Source organism: Olleya aquimaris, from assembly GCF_003259525.1.
GTDB classification, from domain to species: domain Bacteria; phylum Bacteroidota; class Bacteroidia; order Flavobacteriales; family Flavobacteriaceae; genus Olleya; species Olleya aquimaris.
This window is the reverse complement of record NZ_QLLO01000007.1, coordinates 122,927-147,915: the sequence shown is the minus strand read 5'-3', so window position 1 is coordinate 147,915 and position 24,989 is coordinate 122,927. Positions and strand designations below refer to the sequence as shown.

23 protein-coding genes, 2 tRNA genes and 2 pseudogenes are annotated in these 24,989 nt (G+C 31.9%); 15 read left to right on the top strand and 12 right to left on the bottom strand.

Annotated elements, in window-relative coordinates; translation table 11 throughout:
• From LY08_RS10820 to LY08_RS13485, 3 genes and pseudogenes are all read right to left on the bottom strand, one after another.
• Positions 1-93 (bottom strand): annotated as a pseudogene (locus LY08_RS10820) (dodecin domain-containing protein); the annotation flags it as partial.
• Positions 94-168: 75 nt separating this feature from the next.
• The gene (locus tag LY08_RS10815) at positions 169-1,689 is read right to left on the bottom strand and encodes an OmpP1/FadL family transporter (RefSeq protein WP_111660463.1); all 1,521 of its coding nucleotides are present in this window, start codon (positions 1,687-1,689) and stop codon (positions 169-171) included.
• Between the two features lie 19 nt (positions 1,690-1,708).
• The gene (locus tag LY08_RS13485; protein WP_146603219.1) at positions 1,709-2,707 is read right to left on the bottom strand and encodes a hypothetical protein; all 999 of its coding nucleotides are present in this window, start codon (positions 2,705-2,707) and stop codon (positions 1,709-1,711) included.
• 101 nt (positions 2,708-2,808) lie between these two features.
• Here LY08_RS13485 and proS point away from each other — a divergent pair, with 101 nt between their 5' ends.
• The 3 genes from proS (at position 2,809) to rpsT (ending at position 4,790) form a co-directional block, all read left to right on the top strand.
• A complete protein-coding gene (gene proS / locus LY08_RS10800) occupies positions 2,809-4,287 on the top strand; it encodes a proline--tRNA ligase (protein WP_111660460.1) in 1,479 nt (492 codons plus the stop codon).
• A 149-nt stretch (positions 4,288-4,436) separates the two neighbouring features.
• A tRNA-Glu gene (locus LY08_RS10795) sits at positions 4,437-4,508 on the top strand.
• A 30-nt stretch (positions 4,509-4,538) separates the two neighbouring features.
• Positions 4,539-4,790 (top strand): 30S ribosomal protein S20, encoded by a 252-nt coding sequence (gene rpsT, locus LY08_RS10790; protein ID WP_111660459.1) that lies wholly within the window; start codon positions 4,539-4,541, stop codon positions 4,788-4,790.
• 275 nt (positions 4,791-5,065) lie between these two features.
• Here the strand turns inward: rpsT and rho are convergent, their stop codons facing one another.
• On the bottom strand, positions 5,066-6,718 hold the full coding sequence (gene rho / locus LY08_RS10785) for a transcription termination factor Rho (RefSeq protein WP_111660458.1): 1,653 nt from the start codon (positions 6,716-6,718) through the stop codon (positions 5,066-5,068).
• Positions 6,719-6,928: 210 nt separating this feature from the next.
• On the opposite strand from rho, the gene LY08_RS10780 reads away from it, so the two are divergent.
• The gene (locus tag LY08_RS10780) at positions 6,929-7,342 is read left to right on the top strand and encodes a DUF4293 domain-containing protein (RefSeq protein WP_111660457.1); all 414 of its coding nucleotides are present in this window, start codon (positions 6,929-6,931) and stop codon (positions 7,340-7,342) included.
• Positions 7,343-7,400: 58 nt separating this feature from the next.
• Here LY08_RS10780 and LY08_RS10775 read toward each other — a convergent pair whose 3' ends face one another.
• On the bottom strand, positions 7,401-7,895 hold the full coding sequence (locus LY08_RS10775) for a metallophosphoesterase family protein (protein WP_111660456.1): 495 nt from the start codon (positions 7,893-7,895) through the stop codon (positions 7,401-7,403).
• A gap of 104 nt (positions 7,896-7,999) precedes the next feature.
• On the opposite strand from LY08_RS10775, the gene truA reads away from it, so the two are divergent.
• Positions 8,000-8,752: a tRNA pseudouridine(38-40) synthase TruA gene (gene truA, locus LY08_RS10770; protein ID WP_111660455.1), complete on the top strand. Its 753-nt coding sequence runs from the start codon at positions 8,000-8,002 to the stop codon at positions 8,750-8,752.
• 32 nt (positions 8,753-8,784) lie between these two features.
• Positions 8,785-10,557 (top strand): ABC transporter ATP-binding protein, encoded by a 1,773-nt coding sequence (locus LY08_RS10765; protein WP_111660454.1) that lies wholly within the window; start codon positions 8,785-8,787, stop codon positions 10,555-10,557.
• 2 nt (positions 10,558-10,559) lie between these two features.
• On the opposite strand, the gene cdaA is transcribed toward LY08_RS10765, so the two are convergent.
• The 3 genes from cdaA to folP are packed head-to-tail and all read right to left on the bottom strand — an operon-like array spanning position 10,560 to position 12,896.
• Complete coding sequence (cdaA, locus tag LY08_RS10760; RefSeq protein WP_111660453.1) at positions 10,560-11,351, bottom strand: diadenylate cyclase CdaA; 792 nt, start codon at positions 11,349-11,351, stop codon at positions 10,560-10,562.
• A gap of 35 nt (positions 11,352-11,386) precedes the next feature.
• Entirely contained in the window at positions 11,387-12,079 is a 693-nt protein-coding gene (locus LY08_RS10755) for a hypothetical protein (protein WP_111660452.1), read from the bottom strand.
• Positions 12,069-12,896: a dihydropteroate synthase gene (gene folP / locus LY08_RS10750; protein WP_111660468.1), complete on the bottom strand. Its 828-nt coding sequence runs from the start codon at positions 12,894-12,896 to the stop codon at positions 12,069-12,071. Before folP ends, LY08_RS10755 begins: the two co-directional genes overlap by 11 nt.
• A 189-nt stretch (positions 12,897-13,085) precedes the next feature.
• Between folP and LY08_RS10745 the strand changes: the two genes are divergently transcribed.
• The 8 genes and pseudogenes from LY08_RS10745 (at position 13,086) to LY08_RS10710 (ending at position 19,830) form a co-directional block, all read left to right on the top strand.
• Positions 13,086-13,625, top strand: coding sequence for a DUF1599 domain-containing protein (locus tag LY08_RS10745; RefSeq protein ID WP_111660451.1), 540 nt, complete (start codon positions 13,086-13,088; stop codon positions 13,623-13,625).
• 31 nt (positions 13,626-13,656) lie between these two features.
• Positions 13,657-13,955 (top strand): annotated as a pseudogene (locus tag LY08_RS10740) (four helix bundle protein).
• A 100-nt stretch (positions 13,956-14,055) separates the two neighbouring features.
• A complete protein-coding gene (locus LY08_RS10735; protein WP_111660450.1) occupies positions 14,056-15,369 on the top strand; it encodes a BT_3928 family protein in 1,314 nt (437 codons plus the stop codon).
• Between the two features lie 11 nt (positions 15,370-15,380).
• On the top strand, positions 15,381-16,457 hold the full coding sequence (locus LY08_RS10730) for an ABC transporter permease (RefSeq protein WP_111660449.1): 1,077 nt from the start codon (positions 15,381-15,383) through the stop codon (positions 16,455-16,457).
• Positions 16,458-16,602: 145 nt separating this feature from the next.
• On the top strand, positions 16,603-17,352 hold the full coding sequence (gene tpiA / locus LY08_RS10725) for a triose-phosphate isomerase (RefSeq protein ID WP_111660448.1): 750 nt from the start codon (positions 16,603-16,605) through the stop codon (positions 17,350-17,352).
• A gap of 202 nt (positions 17,353-17,554) precedes the next feature.
• Positions 17,555-18,394 (top strand): 50S ribosomal protein L11 methyltransferase, encoded by an 840-nt coding sequence (gene prmA, locus LY08_RS10720; protein WP_111660447.1) that lies wholly within the window; start codon positions 17,555-17,557, stop codon positions 18,392-18,394.
• A gap of 232 nt (positions 18,395-18,626) precedes the next feature.
• Positions 18,627-19,460: a M57 family metalloprotease gene (locus LY08_RS10715; protein WP_111660446.1), complete on the top strand. Its 834-nt coding sequence runs from the start codon at positions 18,627-18,629 to the stop codon at positions 19,458-19,460.
• Between the two features lie 94 nt (positions 19,461-19,554).
• Complete coding sequence (locus LY08_RS10710) at positions 19,555-19,830, top strand: ATP-dependent Clp protease adaptor ClpS (protein WP_111660445.1); 276 nt, start codon at positions 19,555-19,557, stop codon at positions 19,828-19,830.
• Positions 19,831-19,860: 30 nt separating this feature from the next.
• Here the strand turns inward: LY08_RS10710 and LY08_RS10705 are convergent, their stop codons facing one another.
• The 3 genes from LY08_RS10705 to LY08_RS10695 all read right to left on the bottom strand — a co-directional run bounded on the left by LY08_RS10705 (position 19,861) and on the right by LY08_RS10695 (position 20,531).
• Positions 19,861-20,064: a YgaP family membrane protein gene (locus tag LY08_RS10705; protein ID WP_111660444.1), complete on the bottom strand. Its 204-nt coding sequence runs from the start codon at positions 20,062-20,064 to the stop codon at positions 19,861-19,863.
• A gap of 176 nt (positions 20,065-20,240) precedes the next feature.
• Positions 20,241-20,314, bottom strand: a tRNA-Arg gene (locus tag LY08_RS10700).
• Positions 20,315-20,378: 64 nt separating this feature from the next.
• Positions 20,379-20,531, bottom strand: a complete 153-nt coding sequence (locus LY08_RS10695; protein ID WP_111660443.1) for an SsrA-binding protein — start codon at positions 20,529-20,531, stop codon at positions 20,379-20,381.
• A gap of 545 nt (positions 20,532-21,076) precedes the next feature.
• Here LY08_RS10695 and LY08_RS10690 point away from each other — a divergent pair.
• Complete coding sequence (locus tag LY08_RS10690) at positions 21,077-23,062, top strand: endonuclease (protein ID WP_111660442.1); 1,986 nt, start codon at positions 21,077-21,079, stop codon at positions 23,060-23,062.
• A gap of 65 nt (positions 23,063-23,127) precedes the next feature.
• Here LY08_RS10690 and LY08_RS10685 read toward each other — a convergent pair whose 3' ends face one another.
• Positions 23,128-24,987, bottom strand: coding sequence for a M56 family metallopeptidase (locus LY08_RS10685; RefSeq protein ID WP_111660441.1), 1,860 nt, complete (start codon positions 24,985-24,987; stop codon positions 23,128-23,130).
• Positions 24,988-24,989: the final 2 nt, after the last annotated feature.

The following is a 24,989-nucleotide window of genomic DNA, read 5'->3' as shown; positions in this document are numbered from 1 at the left end:
AGTTAGTTTTAAGTTTACTCTAAACTCAGTGACTTCATCATTTTTAACAATAGCACTTTGTTCTTTGACATACACAGAGCGGATGTTGTTTACACAATTTAACTGATTACATGGACAAAAAAAGTCCGAACTAGAAGTTCAGACTTTTTAAATATTCAAGTATAGATTTTATAATTTAAAACCTAAGGTCAATGTAATGTTCGTATTGTCATTATTAATATTTGCAGCATTTGTTAAACCAACATTATAAAGTTGTTCGTTACGCTCTTGGTTAGAATTACTGTAAGCTAAATCTAAATTAACAGAATTAAAATTATAGCCTAAACCTAACGAATATCCTGTTAAATCTCCAATGGTACTTCCATCTGCGTAAGGACTTTCTTCAAATCTGTAACCACCTCTAAAGCTAAATTGTTTCACTTTATATTCTGCACCAATTCTATAAGTAGAAGCTGCAGTTAGTGTGTTTTCAATTATCGTATTTTGTAGATCGAAATAAGCATCTGAAGTTGGTTTAAATTTTGTTTTGCTAAAATCTCTTCTAGAATAATCAAAACTAATTAAGCCTTGTGTTCCAAATACATAGGCTAAGCTTCCTGTAATTTTACTAGGTGATTGTATTCTGTAGCTTGGAAACACATTTAAAATGTTAGGATCTACTATTTGATAAAAATCTCCATTGGTATCGTCTAAAACCAAAGTTTCTAAATATTGTGTAGTTTCTTCTCTTATGGTCATCCAAGTTGGAGAATCATAGGTGAAACCAGCTCTTAACTCGTTAGTTAATTTAAAAATACTTCCCAATTGAAACGAAAATCCTGATCCATTTGTTGTAAGCGTGTTATCAAACAACACTTCACTTACAGATGAATTTACATTGGAATTAGATTCGAATAAGCTTGTAAAACGATTATAGTTTAAAAAATGAGAATTAAGATTTAACCCTAAATAAATATCATCTTCATATTGAGCAGCCATATTAAAACTTATTTTCCCGTTATAACCCGTAGATGTATATAAATAATTTTGCTGAAATGAGTTACCTGCAATATTACTAGAGTAATTGGTATTATCATCATCAAAAGAGTCAGGCTCTAATATATAAGAATCATATCCTAAAAATGCTTGTTGATGTTGGTATCCATAGGCACTACCTATTTCTGAATAGGCTTCCGATGTAGTTTCTCCATCAAATGCTGAGATTTCGTCTAAACGTAATCCTTGAGCATTTGCTAAAAAATAATTTCCAATACTTGTATTACCAGTACCAATTGCTCTCCAGTCGTCTTCATAATTTTTAGTATTATCAAAAGCTAATCCTAACGAAAATTTTCTCCAAGGAGAATTATTATTTTGATTTTTGAACACAAAAACTGCTCCACCTTGTGTTAAGTCTATTGTAGAGTTTGATGAGTTTCTGTTGCCATTAAAATAATTAGTGTTATTGTCTTTATTATCGCTACCTAAAGAGATTGATGCAAAACTGGTCGTAAAAACAGCAGAACCTGCAGGATTTAAACTAATTGCACTTAAATCTCCACCTAATGCTCCAAATGCTCCACCCATAGCTTGAAATCTAGCAGAACCTTTGATAGTTCCATCAGTATATCTTAGGGCATCATTTATATCTTGTGCTTGACTAATAGACATAGATAGGGTACCTATGACTAGCATAATTAATTTCTTCATAAACTATTTTTTTTAAATTTTAACCTCTTCCTCTTCTTGATCCACCACTACTATTTCCTCTAGATGAAGAACTACTTCTTGTAGAATTACTTCTTGAAGGAGAACTTGTTCTAGGAGTTGAGTTGTTTCTTCTAGGAGTAGATGTAGATGTTCTAGGTCTAGAATTAGTACTTCTAGGTGTAGTTGTATTGGTTCTAGGTCTAGAGTTTGTACTTCTAGGTCTAGTTGTATTAGTTCTTGGTCTTGTACTATTAGTTCTAGGTCTAGTGTTTGTACTTGTTCTAGGTCGTGTAGTTGTATTTGTTCTTGGTCTGGTTGTAGTATTAGTTCTTGGTCTAGTAACAGAGTTTCTTGTGCTTAAAACAGATCCTCTGTTAGCTAATGTTCCTCGTCTACCAGAGTTGTAAGCAATTCCTCTTCTATAATAGTTATTGTTATAAAATCCATTGTATGCATAGCCATAATAAGGTGGGCACCATGCGTTCCAGCCAAAGCCAAATCCTGCATTCCAGCCCCATCCATAATTCCAAGCATAAGGATTATTCCAGCCCCAATTATTCCAACCCCAACGATTGAAGCCCCAAGGTCTGTTCCAAGCCCAAGTGCTATTCCATCCCCAAGGATAGTCCCAGCCCCAACCATAGTTGTTCCAGCCATTATCATAAACGTTAATCACGACGTTTTGGTTAGAGGCTCCCCAACCACCATTTTGGTTTTCACCATCTAAAGTTTCATCGTAAGTACCTTGATACGAATCTATATCAGTAAAAACATCATCAGAGTCGCTATATATTTCAGCTTCTAAAGCTTTTTCTTTAAAATAATTAGTGTAGTAATCATTGTTATTTTCTACTGGTCTTGCTTCTGTTTCTTGAATTTCTATTTCTGTAGAAGTTTCATAAATACCATCGCTAGTTTGTCCAACATATTGGTAAGAGCCACATGAGCTTAACGCCAATACAGCAAAAAGCACCATAAAAGCAGGTATTTTGTTAGATAAGTAGTTAATTAATTTCATAACATGTTGTTTTTAATTGTTGAACATTACAAAAATAGTTAGTTTTGTCGAACTATTTTATTATTTAACATAATCACAATATTTGTGCCAAAATACTGTATATGAGTAAAAAACTAACAAGTAGAGCCGAAAATTATTCCAAATGGTATAACGAATTGGTAGTTGAAGCAGATTTAGCAGAAAACTCTGCTGTAAGAGGCTGTATGGTAATTAAACCTTATGGCTTTGCTATTTGGGAAAAAATGCAAGCAGAATTAGATAGAATGTTTAAGGAAACAGGACATCAAAATGCATATTTTCCTCTTTTTGTGCCTAAAAGTTTGTTTGAAGCAGAGGAGAAAAACGCTGAAGGTTTTGCTAAAGAATGTGCAGTAGTTACTCATTACAGATTACAAAATGATCCTGATAGACCAGGTAAATTAAGAGTAGACCCTAAAGCTAAGTTAGAAGAAGAGTTAGTGGTGCGTCCTACAAGTGAAGCAATTATATGGAATACCTACAAAGGATGGATACAATCTTACAGAGACTTACCATTATTAATAAACCAATGGGCTAATGTGGTGCGCTGGGAAATGCGTACAAGATTATTTTTACGTACTGCAGAGTTTTTATGGCAAGAAGGACATACAGCTCATGCTACAAAAAAAGAAGCTGTAGCTGAGGCTGAATTAATGAATAACGTCTATGCTACTTTTGCTGAAAACTTTATGGCTATTCCTGTAATACAAGGATTAAAAACAGAAAGCGAACGTTTTGCAGGAGCAGATGAAACCTATTGTATAGAAGCATTAATGCAGGACGGAAAAGCGTTGCAAGCTGGAACATCTCACTTTCTAGGACAGAATTTTGCTAAAGCATTTGATGTTAAGTTTACTTCAAAAGAAGGAAAGCAGGATTATGTATGGGCAACGTCTTGGGGAGTGTCAACAAGATTAATGGGAGCTTTAATTATGACACACAGTGATGACAAAGGATTAGTGTTACCGCCAAATTTAGCGCCTAATCAAGTCGTTATTGTTCCAATTTATAAAAATGAAGAACAATTAGAAGCTATTACAGATGTAGTCAATGGTATAATGAAAGATTTAAGGTCAAAAAATATTTCTGTTAAATATGATAACAGAGATACGTTTAGACCTGGAGCTAAATTTGCTCAGCACGAATTACAAGGCGTACCTTTAAGAATTGCTATAGGAGCTAGAGATTTAGAAAATGGTACCGTAGAGCTTGCAAGACGCGATACTTTAACTAAAGAAGTAGTGTCTTTAGATTCTTTAATTGAGAAAGTTGAAGGATTAATGACCGAAATACAAGATACGTTATTTAAAAAAGCATTAGACTTCAGAAATGCGCACATAACAGAAGTTGATACCTTTGAAGAATTTAAGGAAGTATTAGAAACTAAAGGCGGATTTATTTCTGCACATTGGGATGGTACAGCAGAAACAGAAGATAAAATTAAAGAATTAACCAAAGCAACTATTAGATGTATACCTCTTGATGGAAAACCTGAAAATGGGGCTTGTGTCTTTACTGGTGCGACATCTAAGCAACGTGTGTTGTTTGCAAAAGCATATTAATGTATTTTTTTTTAATTTTTTTTAATTAGTTGTTGCAACATTTAAAAATAGTTGTATTTTTGCATCCGCAATGGAAACATTGAAGGTTATTTGAAAAAGATTGCAAGATTTAAATATTAAATTTATATTTGCGCTCTCAATAGCAAAATGGCCCGTTCGTCTATCGGCTAGGACGCCAGGTTTTCATCCTGGTAAGAGGGGTTCGATTCCCCTACGGGCTACAATTTTTTAATAAAAAGAAAAACAACAAAATGGCAAATCATAAGTCAGCGTTAAAAAGAATTAGAAGTAACGAAGCTAAGCGTTTAAGAAACAAGTATCAGCACAAAACGACTCGTAACGCAATTAAAAAGTTACGTGAGATGGATAACAAGAAAGAAGCTGAGGCTTTATTCCCATCTGTTGTATCTATGTTAGATAAGTTAGCTAAGAAAAACGTGATTCACGCAAATAAAGCTTCTAACTTAAAATCTAGTTTAGCAAAGCACGTAGCTGCTTTATAATTAGCTTTAGTTATATAATAATATAAGCGCTTCAATATTTGAAGCGTTTTTTTTTGCTTTAAACTTTGGTAGTCATAGTTAAAAAAAATTAATACTGTCTTTTGGTAGTTGCGATAGTGATAGTAATGGTTAGCTTTTGGCGAGCGTACGCTTCGAGCCAAAACTAGTAATGGATAGCGCGACGCTACGTAGCTTTTTTTGCGAAGTAGGGTAACGCCCAAAAAAAAAAGCCTTAACGATTAAATTAAGGCTTTGTGTTTTATATAAATTGAGTATTAACCATTCATAGAGATTAAAAACTCTTCGTTGTTTCTGGTTTGTTTAAAACGATCGTTTATAAACTCCATAGCTTCTACAGGATTCATATCTGCTAAGTATTTACGCATTACCCACATACGTTGTATTGTGGTTTCATCTAATAATATATCATCACGACGTGTACTAGACGATGTTAAATCTATTGCAGGGAAAATACGACGATTAGAAATCTTACGATCCAATTGTAGCTCCATATTACCTGTACCTTTAAATTCTTCAAAGATTACTTCGTCCATTTTAGAACCAGTTTCTGTTAATGCTGTTGCAATAATTGTAAGTGATCCACCATTTTCTATATTACGTGCAGCTCCAAAGAAACGTTTTGGTTTGTGTAGTGCATTAGCATCGACACCACCAGATAATATTTTTCCTGATGCTGGTTGTACTGTATTGTATGCTCTAGCTAAACGTGTAATAGAGTCTAAAAGGATTACTACATCGTGTCCGCACTCAACTAATCGTTTTGCTTTTTCTAACACGATATTAGCAATTTTTACATGCTCATGTGCTTCTTTATCAAACGTAGAGGCAATAACTTCTCCACGCACATTACGTTGCATGTCTGTTACCTCTTCAGGACGCTCGTCTATTAGTAAAATCATTTGATAGACTTCAGGATGGTTTGCAGCAATTGCATTAGCCACATCCTTTAATAACATAGTTTTACCAGTTTTTGGTTGTGACACAATCATACCACGTTGTCCTTTTCCTATTGGAGAAAACAAGTCCATGATTCTAGTAGAAATGGTACTTTGTTTTTCGGCAATATTAAATTTTTCTTGCGGGAATAATGGTGTTAAATGCTCGAAAGCAACACGATCTCTAACCACGTTAGGGTTTTGACCATTGATTTTACTAACTTTTATTAAAGGGAAGTATTTTTCACCTTCTTTAGGAGGGCGTACATGTCCTAAAACCGTATCTCCAGTTTTTAATCCAAATAAACGGATTTGAGATTGTGATACATAAATATCATCTGGAGATGATAAATAGTTGTAATCTGATGAGCGTAAAAACCCATAACCATCTTGCATGATGTCTAAAACTCCTTCACTTTCTATGATAGCGTCAAATTCAAAATCTGGTTCTCTGTAACGGTTACGGTTGTCTTTGTTACCATTATGTTGATTACCATTTTTTTGATTACTATTTTTTTGATTTTTTTGATTGTTGTGTTTTGGACGATTTTGTTGCTTATTATCTTTTTGTTTATCGTCTTTATTGTCGTTAGCCTGCTTGTTTTTTTGGTGATTATGCACAGGCTTTTTTTGTTGTGGTTTTTCTGGAGCAGTATCTTGAGATTTATCTTTGGTTTCTGGCTCAGACTTTAAATCTAACTTTGGTTGGTTAGCATTGTCTTTTTGAGGTGCAGGTTTAGTAACTCGTGCTCTTTTAGGTTTTTGTTGTGCAGGTTTTGCTGGTGCTTGTTTAGCAGGAGCATCATCCTTTTTAACCTCTAAAACAGCTTTTGGATCTGCTGCTTGTTTATCTAGTATTTTATATACTAAATCTAGTTTTTTAAGTGAACGAAATTTTGGGACGCTCAATTTTTTAGCTATATCCTGTAATTCAGGTAGCTTCATTTCTTTTAATTGTGAGATTTCAAACATTGATGTTGAATTAACTTATGTAAAATAGTTTTTTTTGAATTGATTATTTCTTGAAGAAAATAAGATAAACTTCTGAAGAATTAACGTTCTGCTAGTGTGAGTGTTGCATAACGTTACTGCAATAATACAACTTTTATTTTAATTTTTTATTCAATATTTATAAAAGAAACTATATTTTTGTCGTTCAATTTTTATTTTGAAACTTTAAAAATGTTACAACGCATTCAAACAGTATACCTATTAGTAGTTGCTTCAATCTCTGGCGGATTGATTTTTGTCTTTGATTTATGGACCACTGCAAATGAGGTTGTTATCTTTGCTAAAGACGAACTGGTTATTTTTGGTTTGTTCTTAGGGTCTGCGTTATTAGCATTAATTTCAATATTTAGTTACAAAAACAGAAAGTCTCAATTTATGTTGGGACGACTCAATCAGATATTAAACTTAATTTTACTAGGATTTTTCGTGTATCGAATACTAACCGCATCTGGAGAAGCAAATGATGTTTCTGAGAAAGGTGTTGCGATTTTCCTTCCTGTTATTTCTATCGTCTTTTTGATTTTATCAAATAGAGCCATTAAGAGGGATGAAGATCTTGTAAAATCTGTAGATCGTTTACGTTAAACCTAACATCTTAGTAGTATTAGTGCGAAAAAAACCCAAAGTGAAAGCTTTGGGTTTTTTATTTTCTAGGGTATTCAATCACTTCCAAATGGTCAATTTTACCATTGTCTATAGTAAATCGAAGCATTGTTCTTACGTTATGAAACCCATGAATTCCGATTGCTCCTGGATTCATATGTAATAAACCTAATTTTTTGTCTGGCATCACTTTTAGGATATGGGAATGTCCACAAATAAATAGTTTTGGTGGATTAGCTTCTATTTCATCTCTCACTCTAATATTATACCTGTTTGGATAACCACCAATGTGTGTGATCCAAACATCAACACCTTCTATAGTAAATCTGTTGTGTTCTGGGAACTCTGCACGCGCTTTATCATTATCTATATTTCCCCAAACCGCACGTAAAGGTTTTAATTGTTTAATTTGGTCTGTGACGTTTAAGTCCCCAATATCTCCAGCATGCCAGACTTCGTCCGCTTGTTTGACGTGCTTTAAAATAGTGTCATCAATATAACTATGTGTATCTGAGAGTAACAGGATTTTTTTCATCTTTAAAACTAACGTTTTACAGTATCTTAATTTTATTAAAAAGTTTCCTGCCTTCGCAGGAATAAAATTATCTTTGCTTTTTTAAATGTAAAAATACAGCTTTCTTGCGCTATTTTATAGAACTCTCATACAATGGATCAAATTATCATGGTTGGCAAAATCAGCCCAATGCTATTTCTGTTCAAGAAGTTGTTGAAAAAGCATTGTCAACAATTTTAGGTGAAACTATTGCAGTTATGGGAGCAGGACGTACAGATGCTGGTGTACATGCCAAACAATTGTTTGCACATTTTGATACAGATTTGGTTTTAGATTTTACAGCACTTAAATTTAAACTCAATTCTTTTTTACCAAATGATGTTGCTATTTGTTCAATATTTAAAGTTAAAGAAGACGCACATGCCAGATTTGATGCTTTAAGTAGAGCCTATTTATATCGAATTGCATTGCAGAAAAACCCTTTTAATGTCGATGCTGCTTATTACGTTAAGCAGACTCTTGACGTTAAAAAGATGCAGGAAGCCTCAGAAATTCTATTTAAGTATAAAGATTTTCAATGCTTTTCAAAAACAAATACTGATGTAAAGACGTATAATTGTGTAATAATGAAAGCCCATTGGCAAGTCATTGAAGCCGAATTGCATTTTACCATAAAAGCAGACCGATTTTTACGTAACATGGTTCGTGCAATTGTAGGGACGTTAATTCAGGTTGGAATTGGTAAATTACAAGTTGAAGATATGCATACTATAATAGCTTCAAAAAATAGGAGTGAAGCAGGATTTTCTGTTCCAGCACATGGTTTATATTTAACAGAAGTAGCGTATCCTGAAGACATAAGACTAAAAGAAGAATAATTTATATATTTTCGTAATTACGAAAAGTAAATATGACAAAAACTAAAGAAAACATATTTGATCTAGGCTTATTTAAACGCTTGTTTAAATACACCAAACCATACAGAACAGTATTTTATAGCTTAATCATTTCAGTATTAATTTTAGGAGCTTTAAGTATTGCTACTCCTGTGTTACTTAGAGAAATTATTGACGAGCATTTAGTTAAAAACGACTTTAAAGGCTTTCTGTATTTAATTATTTTAATGATAGGCTTGTTGGTGGCTCAAGTCGTGTTTCAGTGGTTTTTTATTTTTTATTCATCTTGGTTAGGGTTAAAAATGGTAAAAGACATTCGTGTAAAACTATTTGACCATATTCTAAGCTTTAAGATGAAATATTTTAACACCTCTTCAGTTGGTGTGTTAATTACAAGAGCAGTAACAGACATGGAGCGTATATCGTCTGTTTTTGGTGATGGCTTATTTACAATTATCAGAGATTTACTAGTTATGGTGGTTATTTCTGGTGCTATGTTGTATTACAATTGGCAATTAAGCTTAATTGTTTTTGTGACTTTACCAATAGTGTTATTTGCTACAAAAATTTTCCAACGTTACATGAAGCGTGCGTTTGAAGATGTGCGTAATGAAGTGTCCAATCTAAACTCGTTTGTGCAAGAACGTGTGACTGGTATGAAAATTTTACAATTGTTTACACGTGAAGACACAGAATATAAAAACTTTAAAGAAATAAATAACCGTCATAAAAAAGCTTGGTTAAAAACGGTTTGGTATAACTCTATTTTCTTTCCGATAGCAGAATTTTTAGGCTCGTTAACCACAGGTCTAGTGGTGTGGTATGGTGGATTAAATATTTTGGTTGAAGGTAGTAATGTCACACCTGGTGCATTGTTTATGTTTATTACTATGATTCCTATGTTATTTAGACCATTACGTCAAATAGCAGATAAGTTTAATACCCTTCAAATGGGAATGATAGCCTCAAACAGAGTCTTTAAAATTTTAGATACCACGTCACATATTGATAATTCAGGTAATTTGATTGCAGACAATTTTGAAGGTCATATCAACTTTAACAACGTGCATTTTAGTTACGTTAAAGATGAAGAAGTGTTAAAAGGAATTTCTTTTAACGTCAAAGCAGGAGAGACAGTTGCTATTGTAGGTGCGACAGGAGCTGGGAAAAGTACAGTTATTAATTTATTAAATCGTTTTTACGAAATAAATTCTGGAGACATCAACATAGACAATACAAACATTAAAGATTATACTTTAGTCTCATTAAGACAGCAAATTGCTGTGGTGTTACAAGATGTATTTTTGTTTGCAGATACTATTTTAAATAACATTACTTTAAATAATCCTAATATAACCGAAGATCAAGTAGTTAAAGCAGCAAAGGATATTGGAATCCACGATTTTATTATGAGTTTACCAAACGGTTACCATTATAATGTTAAAGAGCGTGGTGTGATGCTGTCTTCTGGACAACGTCAACTTATTTCGTTTTTGCGTGCCTATGTGACTAATCCAAGTATTTTAGTCTTAGATGAAGCTACATCCTCTGTAGATTCTTATTCTGAACAGTTAATACAAAATGCTACCGAGAAAATAACAAAAGGTCGTACATCTATTGTTATTGCCCACAGATTAGCAACTATCCAAAAAGCAGATAATATTATTGTGATGGATGCTGGTCAAATTGTAGAGCAAGGGACGCATCAAGAGTTACTTAAAAAAGATAATGGGTATTATAAAAACTTGTACGAAGTGCAGTTTTTGCAAGCAGAAAAGGTGGCTTAAATTTAATCCAAATCTTTCTTTAAAATCTCAGCCAACTCTGTCGTATCTTTAAACGGTAGGAATTCACCATTTCTAAAACACGAAATCTGTCCAGTTTCTTCACTCACAGCAATCGCAATTGCATCTGTACGTTCTGTTACACCAACTGCAGCACGATGACGCAATCCAAAGCGTTGCGGAATAGTCTTTTCGTTATTTACGGGTAAAATTACACGCGTCGCTTTAACGATATTGTCTTGGATAATAATAGCACCATCGTGTAAGGGACTATTTTTAAAAAAGATACTTTCTATAATGGGTTGTGTGACTTTAATATTCATCTCGTCACCAGTACTGACTAAAAAGTCAAGATTATTATTGCGTTCTAATACTATTAAAGCACCAGTTTTTGAACTACTCATTTTGTTACAAGCAGAGATAATAGCATCTATATCTGTAATTGACGTTGAAATCCCTTCGGTTTGTAAAAATTTTAAATGTTTTAAAAAGCCACGTTTAGTTGAAAAGTTAGTCGAGCCAATCATTAATAAAAACTTTCTAACTTCCTGTTGAAATACTATAATTAAAGCAATAAAACCAACACTAATAAAACCACCTAATATTTTGGTGAGTAACACCATTTGTAAAGCTTCAACCGTTAAATAGATAAAGTAAATCACTACAATACCTATAAAAATATTTATGGCAACAGTCCCTTTAACTAGTTTGTAGGCATAATAGAGAAGTAGTGCTACTAAGACCACATCAATAATGTCAATCAAGCTAAATTTTAAAATGTCATTAAATATCTCCAAGTAAATGCGGTTTTGGTAAATTTAGTAAAATTGGGTTAATAAATGAATTCAGTGTCACTAAATGAAATTGAATCTTTTTTTAGTTTCAATAATTCAGACTTTATTGTGATATAGTCTTGAAAACTTAAATTTTTATTAAAATTTAAAATGATTTCTAATTTTAATTTAGTCGAATTTGTTATTAAATTAATTTCATTAATCAAATCATTTTTAGTTGTTTTAATAATTTTGAAATCTATTGTATTTGTAGTTAATTCAATTGAAAAATCATCAATAATTGTAACATACACCTTAGGTGGTAATGAGGTTTTTGAGATTTTAGCATAATAATCGAAAGGTGATTCTTGAATATAATCTGTTTCAGTAAAATCAATAAACCCTAAATTTTTAATACTAGTATCATTACAAGTATAGTAATTACGTGCGTTTTTGTTTTTATGCATTGTCGCATTTCGTTTTTTATCTTGTAGCTTGATAATAGATGGTAAGGCTTGCTCTAAAGTCAAACGTTTATCAACATTAACCAACCAATTGGTAGAAATAATTAAGTTTTTTCGGTTTAACTCGACACTATCTTCTTTAGTTTCATCATAAAAAATATAAGCAGGAGAGACGTCTAAAACCTTAGTGATTTCTGCATTTTGTATTTCTGGTAATTGCAGTATTTTTTCATTTCCACAGGAAATCAATAAAAATAGACATCCTATAAGTAGTACTCTATTCAGCATGAAGTTGATTATAAAGTGTGATGCATTCTTGAGCTTGTTTAACATCGTGAACACGTAAAATTTTTGCACCTTTTTGTAGGGCAACCATGTGTAAAGCAGTAGTTCCGTTTAAGGCTTCAGTAGCTGAAGTGTTTAGTGTTTTGTAAATCATAGATTTTCTGGACACACCAGCAAGTAAAGGTAAATCTGCAATATTTAGTAATTCAAAATTGTTGAGTAATTCAAAATTTTGTTTGGTTGTTTTTGCAAAGCCAAATCCAGGATCTAGAATTAAATCGATAATTCCTAAACCGCGTGCTTTTGCAATGCGCTCTGAAAAATAAAGATTAATATCTTTTATTAAATCATCATAATCCGTAAGTATTTGCATGGTTTGTGGTGTACCACACATGTGCATCATGATGTAAGGGACTTGTAATTTAGCAATTGTTTGCAACATGTTTTGGTCTTGTAAACCAGCAGAAATATCGTTAATTAAAGCTGCTCCAACTTGGATGCTTTGTTTAGCTACATTGCTTCTAAAGGTATCTACAGAAATGGTGCTTTCAGGAAATTTGTTAACTAACAACTTAATAATAGGTAAAAGTCGTTGCAATTCTTCGTCTTCAGACACAAAAGGCGCATTAGGTCTGGAGCTGTAAGCACCAACATCTATGAATGTCGCACCTTCTTGAAGCATAGATTCGACTTGATTTAAAATTGAGGTTTCGTCTTTATAACGTCCTCCATCATAAAAAGAATCTGGTGTGACGTTTAAAATACCCATCACTTTTGGAGTGCTTAAATCAATAAGTTTGCCTTTACAATTAATTGTCATAATTTTTAAAATTCCAATAATCAAAGCCTAAATTCCAAAAAACAAAAATGGAAATTAGTTAATTTAAGCTCAAAAATAAAGATAAAGGATTAACTTTAGACTTGTTTTTAAAAGTTTCAACTTTCAACTTTTGAACTTTAAACTATTTAAACGAAATTTACACAAATTTCAATTCATAGTAAATCATTTATGCAAGATACTTCAAAACAATACGATGCTGTAATAAAAACGTGTCGCGACCTTTTTATTAATAAAATGACTGATTATGGAAGTGCTTGGCGCATTTTACGTTTACCATCTTTAACCGATCAGATTTTTATAAAAGCCCAACGTATTAGAAGCTTACAACAAAACGATGTGCGTAAAGTAGATGAAGGTGAGCAAAGCGAATTTATTGGCATCATTAACTATTGTATTATGGCTTTAATTCAGCTCAAAAAAGGCGTTGTAGAGCAGCCTGATTTAGAGGTAGATGAAGCTATTAAATTATATGATGCAGAAGTTAAAACGACTAAACAACTCATGCAAGACAAAAACCATGATTATGGTGAAGCTTGGAGAGATATGCGAGTAAGCAGTTTAACCGACTTAATTTTACAAAAATTATTGCGTGTAAAGCAAATTGAAGATAACTCAGGAAAAACTATTGTTAGCGAAGGGATTGATGCTAATTACCAAGATATGATAAACTATGCGGTATTTGCGATGATTCATTTAACTGAACAATAAATTCCAAATAACAAAAACTAAATTCCAAAAGTTGAATTCAAACAAAACGTTTAATCTGGAAGATAGGACTTATGAGTTTGCAAGGGATTGTAGGTTTTTAGTTAGGGATTTAAGTAAATCAATTTCTAATATTGAGGATGGTAAACAATTAGTAAGGTCATCAGGTTCAGTTGGAGCTAATTATATTGAAGGAAATGAAAAACTAGGAGATAAGGACTTAAAATTTCAAGAAAAGAAGCCAAAGAAAGTGAATATTGGCTGAAGCTTTTGAAAGATTTAAATAAAGCAGAATCAAAAAGAATAGAAACATTAATAACAGAAGCAAACTAAATTAGAAAAATACTCTCAGCTATATTAAACAAATTAAAATGATTTTTAAGATGAGTGGTTTTGGAATTTTGCTTTTGGAATTTGAAATTTAATTACAATTATGAAATATATAGTAGGTTTTTTAAGAATATTTGTTGGTATATTTTTTATCATTTCAGGATTTATAAAGCTTAACGACCCAATTGGGTTTGCTTTTAAATTAGAAGAATATTTTGGTCCAACCGTTTTAGACTTACCATTTTTAATTCCGTATGCTCTTGGTATTTCAATAATTGTAGTCGTTTTAGAAGTACTTTTAGGTGTCTTTTTAATTATTGGATATAAGCCCAAATTTACAATTTGGAGCCTTTTGTTAATGATTGTATTTTTTACGTTCTTAACTTTTTATTCGGCATATTATGATAAAGTAAAAGATTGTGGATGCTTTGGAGATGCAATGAAGATGGATCCATGGGAAAGCTTCGGTAAAGACGTGGTTTTACTAATTATGATTTTAATTATTTTCTTCGGAATAAAATATATCAAACCATTCTTTGGTAAGTTAACCACTACTATCATTTCATTATTAAGTTTTATTGCTTGCTTAGGATTTGCATATCATGTGTTAATGCACTTACCAACCATAGATTTTAGACCATTTAAGGTTGGTAATAACATTACAGATAAAATGATAATTCCAGATGATGCTCCAAAACCAGTTATTGAATACACATGGACCTTTAACGAAAACGGAACAGAAAAACAATACATAACAGATGGGTCTTATCCGGAGTCTCCTGGTAAATATGTTGGTGTAACTACCAAAACCATTTCTGAAGGTTATGAGCCTCCAATTCATGATTTTTCTATTGAAAAAGATGGCGAAGATTTTACCGAAGATATTTTAAATAGAAACCATGTTTTACTAATTGTCAATTATAATTTGGCTAAAGCCGAAACGGAAGGCTTAAAAGCTGTAAAAGTAGCAGCTGACAAAGCATTAGCTAATGGTTATGATGTAATTGGTTTAACAGCTTCAGGACCAGAAGAATCTGAAGCAGTAAAGCAACAATACCAATTAGGTTATGAGTATTATTTCTGTGATGAAACTGCATTAAAAACCATTGTGCGCTCTAATCCAGGAATATTAAAACTAGAAAAGGGAACCATTATCCAAAAAGTACATTGGAATGATATTGACGAGCTAGAGTTGCCTAAAGTAGAACGACCAGAACCAATAGTTACAGATGATGGAGTAGTTTATGTAATCGACAATGTTATTGTAACAAGGGATCAATTTATGGCTGTTAAAGAAGATAATATTAAAGTTGCTAATGTTGTAAGTAAAGTTTTAGAAGGTAATGCGTTAGATTCTATTAATAAATCAGATAATAAGTCTTATTCTAAATTAATGAGTATCATTACTAAATCTTAATTTCATTTCCACTGTTAAACTATTTACTAAATAAAATCGGTTATGCATTACTCACTTTATTTGGAGTAGTCACTGTTATATTTTTATTATTTAGTGTTTTACCAGGTGACCCAGCACAAATGATGTTAGGTCAAAATGAAGATAGTAAGCAGTTAGCCATCGTCAAAAAAAAGTATGGCTTTGATCAACCAATAGCAACCCAGTATTTATATTATTTAAACGATTTATCACCACTATCTTTTCACTCTAAAACAGAAGGAGATTACACGTATTTAAGTCAGAATAAATATTCTGCAAAATCACTGTTTTCAATAGGAAATACAATTACAGTATTAAAGTTTCCTTATTTACGCGAATCTTTTACCAAACAAGGTAAAAAAGTCAGTCAGGTTTTAGCAGAAACCTTACCAAACACCTTTGTATTAGCAGTAACAGCAATTATAATTGCAATGGTATTAGGCATGGTATTAGGCGTGGTTTCAGCATTAAAAAAAGATACGATAATTGATAAAAGCATACAAATATTTAGCACTTTAGGTATGAGTGTGCCTTCCTTTTTTAGTGCCATTTTATTTGCTTGGATATTTGGGTTTATCTTACATAAATACACAAATTTAGAAATGACAGGTAGCCTTTACGAATTAGATGATTTTGGAGAAAAAATGCACATTAAATGGAAAAACCTTATTCTGCCAGCAATCGTATTAGGGATTAGACCATTAGCAGTCGTAATTCAATTAATGCGTAATTCTTTATTAGAAGTATTTAATCAAGATTATATCAGAACAGCAAGAGCAAAAGGCTTATCCGAGTTTCAAATAATAAAAAAACACGCTATTAAAAATGCGCTAAACCCAGTAGTAACAGCAATTTCTGGTTGGTTTGCTAGCATGTTAGCAGGTGCTGTGTTTGTCGAGTATATTTTTGGTTGGAACGGATTAGGAAAAGAAATTGTTAATGCATTAAACACTTTAGATTTACCAGTAATTATGGGATCTGTGTTAATTATAGCGTTACTCTTCATTATAATTAATATTTTTGTGGATATTATCTATACGTGGTTGGATCCTAAGGTTAAATTGGAATAACATTCCTGCGTAGGCAGGAATCTCTTAGTAGATAATTAAAAGTCAAAAAATAAACCAAATACCTTAACTAGTAAGGTTAGGTCATAAATAAAAAAGAAGTTTAATCAATAAGAAAGCAGAGATTCCTGCTTTCGCAGGAATTAATATGAGAAAAAACATAGTAGCAGGAAACTGGAAAATGAACAACGGATTATCAGAAACACAAATGTTGATTTCTGATTTAAAAAAACAAATAAAAACGTCTGAAGCAGAAGTAATGATAGCGCCATCTTTCACTAATTTATGGCACGCGTTTGAAGCGTTAAGACAAGACGATATAGAAGTGATAGCACAAAATATGCACTTTGCTAAAAATGGTGCTTATACAGGAGAAGTTAGCGCAGAGATGTTGCAAAGTGTTGGGATCCAAACGGTTATTTTAGGACATTCAGAACGTCGTGCATACTTTAACGAAGACGATGCAATTTTAGCCAAAAAAGTAGATGCTGCATTAGCAAACGAAATCCGTGTCATTTTCTGTTTTGGAGAGGAGTTAGCAGACCGTAAAGCAGGAAACGAAGAAGCAATTGTAGAAGCTCAAATTAAAAATGCACTGTTTCATTTAGACGCATCAGCATTCAAAAATATTGTTTTAGCCTACGAGCCTGTTTGGGCAATCGGAACTGGTGAAACTGCTAGTCCAGAACAAGCACAAGACATGCATAAATTCATCAGAAAAACATTAGAAAACCAATACGGAAACAACGTTGCAGATAACATGACTATCCTTTATGGTGGAAGCGTAAAACCAGCAAATGCTAAAGAGATTTTCTCTAAACCTGACGTAGACGGTGGATTAATTGGAGGCGCATCACTTAACGCAGAAGATTTTTACGCCATAGTCAACTCATTTTAAAAATAAAATTTTGGGCGTTACCCTTATCCTGATTTAAGATCAGGATAAAGGTCGCGCTATCCACTATATCTTTTTTGCGCATAAGCGCGCACAAAAAAGGATGTCGCTACTATCGCTAACGCACTAACCAATGCTTTAGGTAAACATATAAGGCTAGTAAATAGTCAATCGTAATTCATAATTCGTAATTCAATAATCAATCATGTCAGATAATATATATATAGCATATTATTTTAAAGTAACACCCATAGAACCAGCAACCGAAATTTTAATAGCAGAACTAGGTTATGCTGGCTTTGAAAGTTTTGTAGAAACTGAAGATGGTGTGACAGCCTACATCCAAAAAGAAGAGTGGCGAGAAGATATTTTAGAAGATATCCAAATTTTAAATTCAAACGAATTTGAAATAACCTTCACATATGAAGACATTGAACAAACTAATTGGAATGCAGAATGGGAAAAAAACTTTAATCCAATAGTTGTAGATGATATCTGTGCAGTTAGAGCACCATTTCATGACCAGTTTGATACACAATACGAAATAATTATAGAGCCAAAAATGAGTTTTGGTACAGGACATCATGAAACCACACACATGATGATACAGCATATCCTAAAAAATGATTTTAAAGACAAATCTGTTTTAGATATGGGTTGCGGTACTGCAGTACTTGCAATTTTAGCAGAGATGAAAGGCGCTAACGCAATAGATGCTATAGATATAGATAATTGGTGTTACCTAAATAGTTTAGAAAATGTAGAACGTAATAATTGCAAACACATTTCGGTCTCAGAAGGAGATGCTTCTTTATTAACCGGTAAAAAGTACGATGTAGTAATTGCTAATATTAATCGTAATATCCTTTTAAACGATATTAAAACCTATGCAGCTTGTTTAAATCCAAAGGGTAGCTTGTACTTAAGTGGTTTTTATGATACAGATATTCCTTTAATAGAAAAAGAATGTAATGCTCATCAGCTATTTTTAAAAGACACTTTAAAAAGAAATAATTGGGTAGCCCTTAAGTTTAATAAAGACTAAACAATTTCTTCTTTAAAATTTTCGACGAATAACATAAAATTTTAACAGAAAAAAACTCGTAATCCTACTGTTTGCGGTTAAAACCACAACAAACTAATTTTACAATTAATTATCTTTAACCTGATAATTATCTCACATAAGATTAATAGCAAATTCCTTAAACTAACTTTTAAATTTGTGTGAAACATTTTACGTAAAGCAAACCATTTATTAATTTAAAATTCAAATCAAAATGAAGAAAATTAAATTTATGGCTTTAGCTAGCCTATGTTTTATTTTAGGGTTACAATCTTGTCAAAAAGACGAAAGTAGTATTACAGACGAAGAAATGTCCCAAACAAAAGAAGTCTCTGCAGAACTTATAGAAAAATTAGCAAATGCACAGATAAACACTAATAATGTAAAATTAGTTGATTATTACCTACCAGATGGAACTACCAAAGAGATGATAGAAATGGAAGGAGATATTTATATGAGTGAAGAAGAAATTTTAGCACTTGATGAAGTCTCTGAAAATGGTCGAAATTACCGTACCAACAATTTAGTGTCTCAAGGTAAAACCATTACTATTATTGGCTACACAGGTGGTGGCGGATATGGGCTTTCTAACAAAGAAAGAACTGCTTTGCAATGGGCTGTAAATAATTACAATGCCTTAAGTGGTGTGTCTATTTCATTCCAATTATCTTATGGTACTAATTACTCTAATAAAGATATGGTAGTGTATCATAACCCTAATCAATCTGGAGCAGGTGGATCTGCAGGTTTTCCAAGTAATGGTAACCCTTACAAATTTGTTCAGATTTATGGTTTAGATAATTATGATACTAATGTTGTAGAGCATGTTATTACACATGAAATTGGTCACTCTGTAGGATTTAGACATACAGATTGGTTTAATAGAGCTAGTTGTGGTCAAAATGTAAATGAAGGAGAAGGGTCTATTGGAGCTATTGATTTAGGTGGTAATGATCCTAATAACTCTGTAATGCTAGCTTGCTTTAGTAGTAACGAAGATGGAGAGTTTGGAATTGATGATATTAATGGATTACAAATCATGTACTAGTTAATATAATAATGCAATTTAAAAAGGCTTTTGTGACGACAAAAGCCTTTTTTTATCTCTAATATTTTTTTACATTTATAAAAAAAAAGTACTAATGAGTACCAGAGAAAAAATACAAGAACAACACGACGTTGACACATTAGAACAAAAAAACAACGAAATTGTGTTATATAACGATGATGTAAACACTTTTGATCATGTTATAGACACGCTAATTTATGCTTGCGACCATACACCAGAACAAGCAGAGCAGTGTTCTATTTTGGTGCATTACAAAGGTAAATGTACTGTCAAAACAGGTGTTTATGAAGAATTAGAACCAAGGTGCACCATGTTGCTTGATGCAGGACTTAGTGCAGAAATTATTTAAAAAAAAGAGCCTTTATAAAAGGCTCTTTTTTTATTTTGTTCTACATGTGTTAACACCTAAAATGGTATATAATGGGCAAAAGTTAATAAAACTTGTCACTAAAAATATAATAGCTACAGCCATTAATATATAAGCTGTTGTTCCGGTTATGACATCTAGAAAGTACAATAAGGCAATAACTGCAGCAGCTAACACTCTTAGACTTTTATCTAAAGCTCCCATGTTTTTTTTCATGATACTATAATTTAATAATAGTACTAAATGTAGCTAATACAACTAAAAAAAGCAAGCTAATATTTAGCTTGCTTTTTTTATAGTCTTGTTAAAAAGGATTTCATTTCTATCAAAGCATCGCTTTGAAAACAAAAAATCCAATTAACTTAATATCAGTTAATTGGATTTTAATAAAGTGACCTCGACAGGATTCAAACCTGTAACCTCTTGAGCCGTAATCAAGTGCGCTATTCAGTTGCGCCACGAGGCCTTTTTTTGTGGGTGCAAATATATTTCTTTTTTATATAAACATCAAAATTTTATGACAATTAAAATTAGTCTAATGCATTTTTTGTCACATATACTTTCCAACCAAAAATAGCCATCTGTAATTTAGTGGCTTTGCTTAGGTCTAATTTTTGCTTTGTAAAGCTTGGAAGTAGCAACTTATTAAGCTTTGCTAATACTTTAAATACTTGCTTTTTCATTATTAGTTATTTCCTCAAAATTATTCTTTAATTATGTGTTTGCCAAATATAGCTTTAGATTTTAAAAATAGTAAAACTTATTCTAGACTAAGTTTTACATTTTTGGTTTAAAGCATAGTCGATGTTAAAATATCGACTATTAGTTTAGCAAGGGTTAGCATAATTGTAAAGTTTTAAGGGTTAATAATACATCCATGTTTCAGGATTGTTTTTTGAAGATATATTTTTTGAATATTAACTACCAAATAAAATGTCTTAAATCTATATATTTGACTTTACTTTTATAAGTAATAAAACGTTATATGTTTTAATAATTTAATTATTGTCTTCAATTATGTTATAATATGTAATTCTATAATTAGAAAAAAGTATTAAATTGAAATAAATGTAGGGGCTTTTTTTACACTGAATTATAATGCAAGGGGATTTTCATTAAAAAAAGTTTAAAATTTATGGTTTTTGTTTTTTCAATTTATAAAAGTTAATTAATTACCCATTAAAATTTAGACCAACATTAAATACTATATTTGCAAAAAATAGATGTTATGAAAAGTGTATTAGTGTTAGTCTTATTTTTATTTACAACAGTAAGTTTTTCTCAAGTTGTAATTAACGAATTAGATTGTGACACACCTGGTATTGATGATAAAGAGTTTGTCGAATTATTATCAGATACTCCCAATTTCCCACTTGATGGTTATGTATTAGTATTTTTTAATGGGTCAACTTCTGGTGGAGATTCTAGTTATTTTACAATAGATTTAGATGGTTATACCACAGATGTCAATGGATTATTACTAATTGGTAGTAATACAGTAACCCCTTTTCCACAATTAATTATACCAGCAAATACTATTCAAAATGGTGCAGATGCAGTTGCTATTTATTTAGGTAACGATACAGATTTTCCTGACGGAACACTCGCGACACAAACTAATTTAGTAGATGCCTTATGTTATGATACTAGTGATGCAGACGATACTGTTTTAATGGCATTATTAGGTGTTTCAGAGCAAATCAATGAAGGGTCAGGAAATAACACCAATTCTATACAGCGTTTTGATGATGGTTTAGGTAACCCAAATAGCATTACTTATACTTCTACAACTCCAACACCTAGAGCGTTAAACGATGGTAGTGGTATTGTGTTAAACGGAATGTTAATTGCAGTAGCTCAAACGCAATACAACGAAGGCGATACTTTTAATATTGACTTTTCCACAGAGCAAAATGTAGACTCTGATTTAAATTTTAGTTTTACTTTAAATAATGGTGGTTTTAATACTTCAGATTATTCTGGTAATACATCGTTAACCATTCCAACTGGTCAAAACTCAGTCTCTACAACTATTAATTTAATAGATGACACTGCAGATGAAGGAGACGAGGTTTTAAAGATAGTTGTGTCTGCATTACCAACAGCGTATTTAGCTTTAAATAATAATATCGAGGTTAGAGTAGTTGATAACGACTTTACTATGGCGTCTTTTGGTGTTCCAACAAGTCAACCCTATCCAAATCTTAATCCAGCACCTTTAACAGTGCAAAGTACGCAACCAGCAGGTTATTATGATAGTTTAGATGGTCTCTCTGGTACTAATTTAGAACAAGCTTTACAAGATATTATTGCTGAAGAAGGTGTGGTTAGAGCACAAACTTATAATGATGTGATTGATATATTAGAAGAAGCCGATCAAAATCCAGCCAATAGCAATCAGGTATGGTTAGTCTATACAGAACAAGGTCGAGCAAAATTAGATTATCAAACCACATCTAATAATGTTGGAACATGGAATAGAGAACACACCTTCCCTAGATCGTTAGCAGGTTATAATAGTATTGACTTAGATGAGGTTAGAGATGGTAAAGACGTGTTTTGGAATACAACAGCAGATTCACTAAGACATGGTAATAGTGATGCGCATGCTTTACGTGCAGCAGATGGACCAGAAAACAGTTCAAGAGGTAATCAGCATTATGGTCAATATAATGGTCCTACAGGTAACGCAGGAAGTTTTAAAGGCGATGTTGCTAGAAGTGTATTGTACATGCAAATTAGATATAATGGGTTAAGTGTGGTTAATGGTTTTCCAACAACCACAGGTCAAATGGGAGATTTAGCTACCATTTTAGATTGGCATAGAAATGATCCACCTGACGATTATGAAATGAACAGAAACAACGTGGTTTACACTTGGCAATTTAACCGTAACCCTTTTATTGATCAACCAGATTTAGTAGAGTATATTTGGGGTAATCAAATGGGAAACCCTTGGAGTCAGCCCTTAAGTGTAACAGATTTTAATACTGAAACCATTAAGGTATATCCAAACCCAGTAACCGATAAATTATTTATTTCTGGTAACAAACAAAATTATGATATTGCTATTTTTTCTTCGGAAGGTCGAGCAGTGTTAAACCAAACCATAATTAACAATAGCTATGTAGATTTAAAATTAGCAAGTGGTTTATATCTTGTTAAAATTGAAGCAGAAGGCGACAGCTTAATTAAAAAGATTATTGTTGAATAAAGTATAATTTAAAATAAAAAAAAGACCTTCAATTGAAGGTCTTTTTTGTTTGTATATAATTGGTATTATTTTTTAGTTTTAATTTCAATAACTCCATCTTTTCCTTTGTCTCCATAAAGCTTTAACGCAGCCTCTCCTTTTATAACATTCATACTTTCAATACGGTCTGGGTCTAAAGATTTTAGTTGGTCTTCTGCAACTTCTTTACCATCTATAATGATGAGCGGAGTTCCACCATTACTACTTCTTAAAGTAAATTTAGTGTCATCAGAGTTTTTAATTTTTATCCTTTTTTTAACGGTTTTATCGTCATTGTCTTTTATTATAAACACATTAGAATCTTCATTTTTATTTAGACCATCTTTAGTTATTTCTTTTTTAATAATAAATGTGTTTTTATCAGATACATCAGCATTTTTAAGCTTTAAAACATGAATGCTATCGTGTGTTTTTTCAACCCATAAAGAATCAGAGTCTATATACTTTGTAACAATTCTGGCCTTCATTTTTTTACCATCGGTCCCGTCCATAATAATAATTTGTTCGTCTTCTAAATCTTCATAATCTAAATGAATTGAATCTTTGCTTTTCCAAACAAGCGCATGACGTTTAGTTGTGTCGGCATCATTTTTAATTATAATTTTGACATCCTCATGTTGGATGCTATCATTATTGGAAGAAAAAACAAAAACATTGTTTCCTTTTTTCTGGGTTAAAATTTTAGTGTGGTCATCTTTACTAGTAAAATAGTAGTCTTTATCATGTGAAGCCTTTCCATTGCTAATCGAAATACTATCTTTTGATTTGTCAAACACTATTTTTATAGGTTGAATAGGGTTGTCAGAATCTAAACTAAAGTTAGCATTAGATGTTGAAGACTTAGCAGTAATTTTAATTGCAATGATTTCTCCACTTGAGTTTCTTTTAACACCTTTAAATTTTAGTGTAACCCCTTTGTCTTTAAATTCTGTTTCAGCTTTGGTTAAGCCAGCATCAGTTGTGTTTTTGTTTATCATTAAAACTTCAATCTCGCCTAACGTATTTGGTAATGTTTTTGTGTCTGTTTTAGGGTTAGTAACATATACGTCTTTGGTGTTAAAGCTCATTAAAAATAAAGCTAGTGCTGGAAGTATTAATAAAAATTTCCAGGCTTTTAAGGTACTTGATTTTGATTTGTGTAACATAATGATTCGTTTTTTGAGTAGTGAATTATAAAAATTATTAGCTATAGCTAATTGATAATTTGGTACAGTTGCTTTTAGCAATACTTGTTGGTAACTTACATCGCAATCGGCATTATTTTGTGCTTTTTGATCTGCAATAAACTCTAAGTTTTGTTGTATTTCTTTTTTGTATAACCAAGTAAAAGGATTAAACCAAAAAACGATACAGGCCAATTGTGCTAGAATGGTATCTATAGAATGATGTTGTTTAACATGGATTTTTTCGTGGTTAATAATATGAGTCAATTCCTCTTTATTAAATTGACTTGGGTTATAAACTATCCAGTTAAAAAATGAAAACGGTGAGACCTTATTGGTGGTTTCAATAAGTTTAAAATTTTGAAATGATTTATAGGGTTTGTTGTAAAGTTGAAAAGCAAGAGAACTAATCTCTATAACAAGTTTTGTACTACATGCTAAAATACCAATAACATAAATCCAATACAACACATTATATATATCAAAAGAAGAACTTGATTGTTGTATAGTATGTGTAGCACTATTTGCAATAATAGTTTGTTCAGGGATTTCCAATATTTCTATATAATTTGGAATAACAATTAAAGGAATACAAGCCGAAACTATTAATCCAATTAACAAAAACCAACGATTAGCCTGAAAAAAAGTTTCACGTTGTAAAAACAATTTATAGCAAGCATAAAATAGGATAATAACTGCAGAAGATTTTAAAATATAATCCATAA